The sequence below is a fragment of the Acidiplasma aeolicum genome, assembly GCF_001402945.1.
In the GTDB taxonomy this organism is placed as follows: Archaea; Thermoplasmatota; Thermoplasmata; order Thermoplasmatales; family Thermoplasmataceae; genus Acidiplasma; species Acidiplasma aeolicum.
Map to the genome: position 1 here is coordinate 1 of NZ_LKBG01000015.1, position 5,254 is coordinate 5,254.

Consider the following 5,254-nt stretch of genomic DNA (forward strand, 5'->3'; position numbering starts at 1 on the left):
TATGGATGTATTATTAATTTATAAACAGACAAAAATTCCGTGCCCATTTATTATACAATCACAATAAATATATAGAGTTAATATTTATATTTATTTATGGTAAGAACATCATCAGAATTTCTTAAAACCCTGCATCCAGGAAATGTTTATTACAGGGGTAAAAAGATAGACAATGTTGTTTCCCATGATGTACTCGGCATTGGTGCAAAACATGCTGCCAAACTTTTTGATTATCCAGATAGGGTATTTACAGGTAATTCCGGCGAGAAAATCAGCAAATATTTTAAGGTTCCTGAAAACACAGAGGATTTAATAAGCCGCAGGGAATTAATATACAATACCACAAATTATTGCAATGGAATTTTTAATATTTCCCAGGCCATTGGATCAGATGCCATATTTGCAATGAAAATAGTATCACAAAAAATAGACAAAAAATATAATACGCATTATTATAAAAATGTTGAATCTCTCTATGAAAGATGCATAAAAAACGATTTAACACTGGCGGTGGCACAGACCGATACAAAGGGTGACAGGTCAAAAAGGCCAGAGGAACAGGACGATATTGATTCATATTTGCATATAACAAAAAAGGATAAAGAAGGCATCTATGTTACAGGAGCAAAGGTGCACACAACCCAGTCAATATATGCCGATGAGCTTATAGTAATTCCATACAGAAACATGACAAAAAAGGATTGTGATTATGCCGTTGCATTTTCTGTAAGCACAAACACGCCTGGTTTAAGGTTTATTGTGAGGCCAATAGATGAGCTTGAGGGAAACTCCTCATCAATTCTAAGCAAAATGGACTTTGAGGTGGAAACAACAACAATATTTGATAATGTTTTCATTCCATGGGACCATGTATACATGGCCGGTGAGGGGGAATTTGCTGGAGAGCTTGCCAACCTATTTGCAACATTTCACAGGTTTACAGCGGTTTCATACAGGGCCGCAACAGCAAATTTATATATTGGCATTGCAAGCATGATGGCAGAGGCCAATGGCATAGAAAATGCCGGGCATGTAAAAAATAAGATGCTTGATATGATCCAGTATAAGGAAATTATGACCATGAGCAGCTATACAGCTGCAATGTTCTGCGAAATTGATTCCGGTATAGCTGTTCCAAATCCGGTATACACAAACATAGGTAAATTATATTCAAATGAAAACTTCTACAGGCTTATTAATGGGCTTATAGAAATTTCAGGAGGCATTATTGTTACAATGCCATCTGTTGAGGATCTTGAAAATAGGCAGAATCAAAAGTACATATATAAATATCTTGCATCCATGGCACCGGGTGAATACCGTTTTAATCTTTTAAGGCTTGCAAAGGAACTTGCTGGAAGCAATTTAGCAGGCTACATGCTAACACTGATGGCACATGCTGAGGGTTCAGTTGAGGCAAGCAAAATAGGGCTTTTAAGGGGATATAATGTTAATGAGGCCAGGGACATGATCAGAAAAATCCTGATGCCTGGAGACTGATTTTTATGTATGACATTAAAAATAAGGTTGCAATTGTAACCGGGTCAACAAGGGGTATAGGAAAAAGCATTGCCAGAAAACTTGGCTATGAGGGCGCCTTACTGGTATTAAATTACCGAAAGCGTGATGATGAGGCGAACAATGCATTAAGGGAACTGAAATCTCTTGGGTATGAGGCCATCGCAGTCAAGGCCGATCTATCCATGGAGGAGGATTGCAGGTTATTAATAGATACCACCATGGATACATTTGGAAAACTGGACATACTCGTAAATAATGCCGGAACCGGATTTTATTCCCCATTTAAGGATATAAATGATAAATTAATAGAAAAAACACTTGGAACAGATTTTAAATCAGTGCTCTACTGCTCCCTGTATGCATCAAGGGCAATGGAACGTGGTGTGATAATAAACATAGCATCAATTACCGGAATTATTCCTTATTATGGATTATCAGTATATGGAAGCCTCAAAAGCGCTGTTATAAACCTGACAAAATCAATGGCACTGGAACTTGCACCTGATATAAGGGTGAATGCAATCGCCCCGGGCCTTGTAAATACAAATCTTGGTGGAAGCCTACTTAATGTCATGGGCATAAGCTGGGATACGTGGATAAATAAATACACACTTACAAAGAAGGCAACAGAACCGGATGAAATAGCAGAGGCAGTCATTGCGGAGATTAAAATTGACACAATGACAGGTGAGGTCATAAAAATAGACGGTGGCCAGGCGCTAAAATCAGGGGATTTCAAAAAAGAATCAAGAATTTAATTTGTTTTTTAACCTCTTTGATAGTTTAATAAAGTAATCCAGTGATTCCGGATTCATGAGGGAACCTGGGTTAACAGCGTCAGTTACATTATATCCGAGTAAAATCTTTTTAATTGGAACCTCAACCTTCTTCCCATTAATTGTTTTAGGTATATCATCAACAATTAAGATTTCATCAGGAATATATCGTGGTAAATACTCTTTTATTGAATTAATTATTTCAGATTTTATTTTTTCTATATTCACATTTTTATCATTTAATGAAATAAAGAGCGGCATGTAATAACCATCCTTGATGTCCATTCCTATGATTAATGAATCCCTAACACCAGATATATTATCCACAATATTGTATATCTCCGAGGTGCCCATCCTTATGCCATTTTTATTTAATGTTGAATCTGACCTTCCATAAATAATGGCGGTATTTCTGTCAGTTATCTCTGCGAAATCACCATGCCTCCAGACATTTTTATAATAATTGAAGTAGGATTCATTATATATTTTATAATCAATATCATTCCAGAGATAAACAGGCATTGATGGCATTGGTTTATCTATAATTAATTCCCCTATCTTATTGACAACAGGATTTCCGGAATCATCATAAACCTTGACGCTATCACCAAGTGATATTGATTGCATCTCCCCAGCATAAACCCTAAGCATTATGTTTGGCTCAAAGAATGCTGAACAAATATCTGTACCACCGCTTATGCCTGTAAACCAGACGTTCCTTTTTATTGAATATATATACCTATATCCATCTGCACTCAGCGGGCTTCCGGTGTAGAAAATTGCATGAATATTTTCTGCATTTCCTGTTTTAAAACCAGATTTTTTCAGATAATTTATATATGCAGCACTTGTTCCGAAATATTTTACATTGTTAATATTTAAATAATCCCACAGCACATTTAAATCGGGATAAAATGGGCTGCCATCATAAAGAACCACAGTTGATCCAAGCAGTAATGAACTTATCATAAAATTCCACATCATCCATCCTGTACCAGTGTACCAGAACAACCTATCAGACCTTTTTAGATCCAAATGCAGTGATAATGATTTTAGGTGCTCAAGCAAAATTCCACCATGGCTGTGAACTATACCCTTTGGCTTTCCTGTTGTGCCTGATGAAAAGAGCACCCATAAAGGATCATTAAATTCCATTTCCCTAAATTTTAATTTTCCCATATAATCCTTAAATATATCGTTAATATCCCATACATTATCATTATCCATGTGTATTTTTTTATTAATGCTGTTTACAGTAATTACCAGTTTTATTGTTTGAATATTTTTTAAAATTTCATTAATATCTCTAGTTTTTTCATATTCACGGCCACCATAATAATATTTCTCGGTAACAATAAGTACCTTCGGTGACAGCTGCATTAACCTCTCCATTGCACCTCTGGAGCCAAAATCTATGGAAATTGATGAAAATATGCATCCGAGAGATGCAGATGCAAGAAATGATATAATATTTTCTGTTGTATTTGATAGATATGTTGCTATCACATCCCCGGATTTTATGCCATTTACCCTTAAAAAGTTGTAAAGTGCACCTGTTTTCATTTTCAATTCTTCATATGACATTGTTTTTGTTTCATTCATTTCGTTTTTATAAATTAATGCAGTGCCAGTGCTATTTTTAAAAACATTTTCTGCATAATTTAATTTCAGCCCTCCAAACCATTTATTTCCTGGCATTGGGTATTTTGAAAGTATGTATTCATAATTTCCATGCGATTTTATGCTAAAATATTCCATAATATCCTTCCAGAATACCTCAATGTTTTTTATGGAATAATTGAAAAGATCATTATATTCATTAATATTTAAATTATGGTTTTTATTTATAAAATCAATAAATTTAACCATGTTTGAATTATCAACATCATCCCTGTTCGGTTCCCATAAAATTTCTGGCATAATTGTATTAATTGCATTTTATACTTAAATTTTTATAATGTCTTATTAATCTTTTATACCATTTTGAAGGGAACCAAAAAGGAATTTTTTAAATTTATCCTCATTAATCCTGGTAATTACCTTTATTTTACTGTTATCATCAGGAATCATTGATGAAAAGCCTCTTGTTATTTCATCTTCAATTGATATATCTACCCTAACATTTTTTGTCTCCATTATTATATCATTATTTAAAATGCAGGACATTAACAATGAATCAGAATGTGTGAGGCCGTTAATATTTATACCAGATTTTCCAGATTTATTATATTCTATTGCAGATCGGTTTACATCCAAATAAAATTTAAAAAGGTCTGTTTTATTTTTTTCATAATTATGCATTATTTCATCAATGGTTATTGTTCCATGTTCAGCGCAAAGATCCCACGGCAGTATTGTAGCATTGAAACCAGATTTAAGTACAATATATGCAGCCTCAGGGTCAACGAAAAAATTGTATTCTGCAGCAGGAGTTATATTTCCTGCATGCCTGTATGTTCCTCCCATTATATATAAATGTTTTACATTCTTTGGAAAATTATTATCCATTAATGTTGCAAGTGCAATATTTGTTAATGGGGCCTGTGCGCATATTATAAGATTTTTTTTATACATTTCTGCATAATTAACCAGTTCAGCTGAGGCATTTCCGTTCTCAGGCTGTTTCTGCGGGTCAGGAAAATTAGAATTGCCCATGCCGTCATTGCCATGGACATACTGGGCAGTAACCAGATCCCTTAACATTGGCTTTCTTGATCCCATAAAAACCGGGACATTCTTTTTATTGACCTTTTCAAGCGTTAATAATGCATTTTTTGCGCCCAATTCTACAGGCACGTTTCCTGCAGCTATGGTTATGGATATTAAATTTATTGGGGAGAGTGCTGCAAGCATAATTGATGTTACGTCATCGCCTGCTGTATCCGTATCTATTATAATATTCTCCAATAGATAATAAAAATATATCAATATATTAAATTTTTCATTAAATTTTTGAA

The 5,254-nt window shown here is 34.3% G+C and carries 4 protein-coding genes; 2 read left to right on the plus strand and 2 right to left on the minus strand.

Translation table 11 applies throughout. The features are described from left to right. Nucleotides 1–96: 96 nt before the first annotated feature. Together AOG54_RS00840 and AOG54_RS00845 are read left to right on the plus strand one after the other, a co-directional pair. Nucleotides 97–1,500, plus strand: a complete 1,404-nt coding sequence (locus tag AOG54_RS00840) for a 4-hydroxyphenylacetate 3-hydroxylase N-terminal domain-containing protein (RefSeq protein WP_054963984.1) — start codon at nt 97–99, stop codon at nt 1,498–1,500. Between the two features lie 5 nt (nt 1,501–1,505). Then, on the plus strand, nt 1,506–2,279 hold the full coding sequence (locus AOG54_RS00845; protein ID WP_054963983.1) for an SDR family NAD(P)-dependent oxidoreductase: 774 nt from the start codon (nt 1,506–1,508) through the stop codon (nt 2,277–2,279). On the opposite strand, the gene AOG54_RS00850 is transcribed toward AOG54_RS00845, so the two are convergent. After that, complete coding sequence (locus AOG54_RS00850; protein ID WP_048102404.1) at nt 2,268–4,217, minus strand: acetoacetate--CoA ligase; 1,950 nt, start codon at nt 4,215–4,217, stop codon at nt 2,268–2,270. The genes AOG54_RS00845 and AOG54_RS00850 overlap by 12 nt on opposite strands. A gap of 45 nt (nt 4,218–4,262) precedes the next feature. Continuing rightward, nucleotides 4,263–5,254, minus strand: a 992-nt coding sequence (locus AOG54_RS00855) for a nucleoside hydrolase (protein ID WP_055032271.1), incomplete at its 5' end; no start/stop codon positions are given.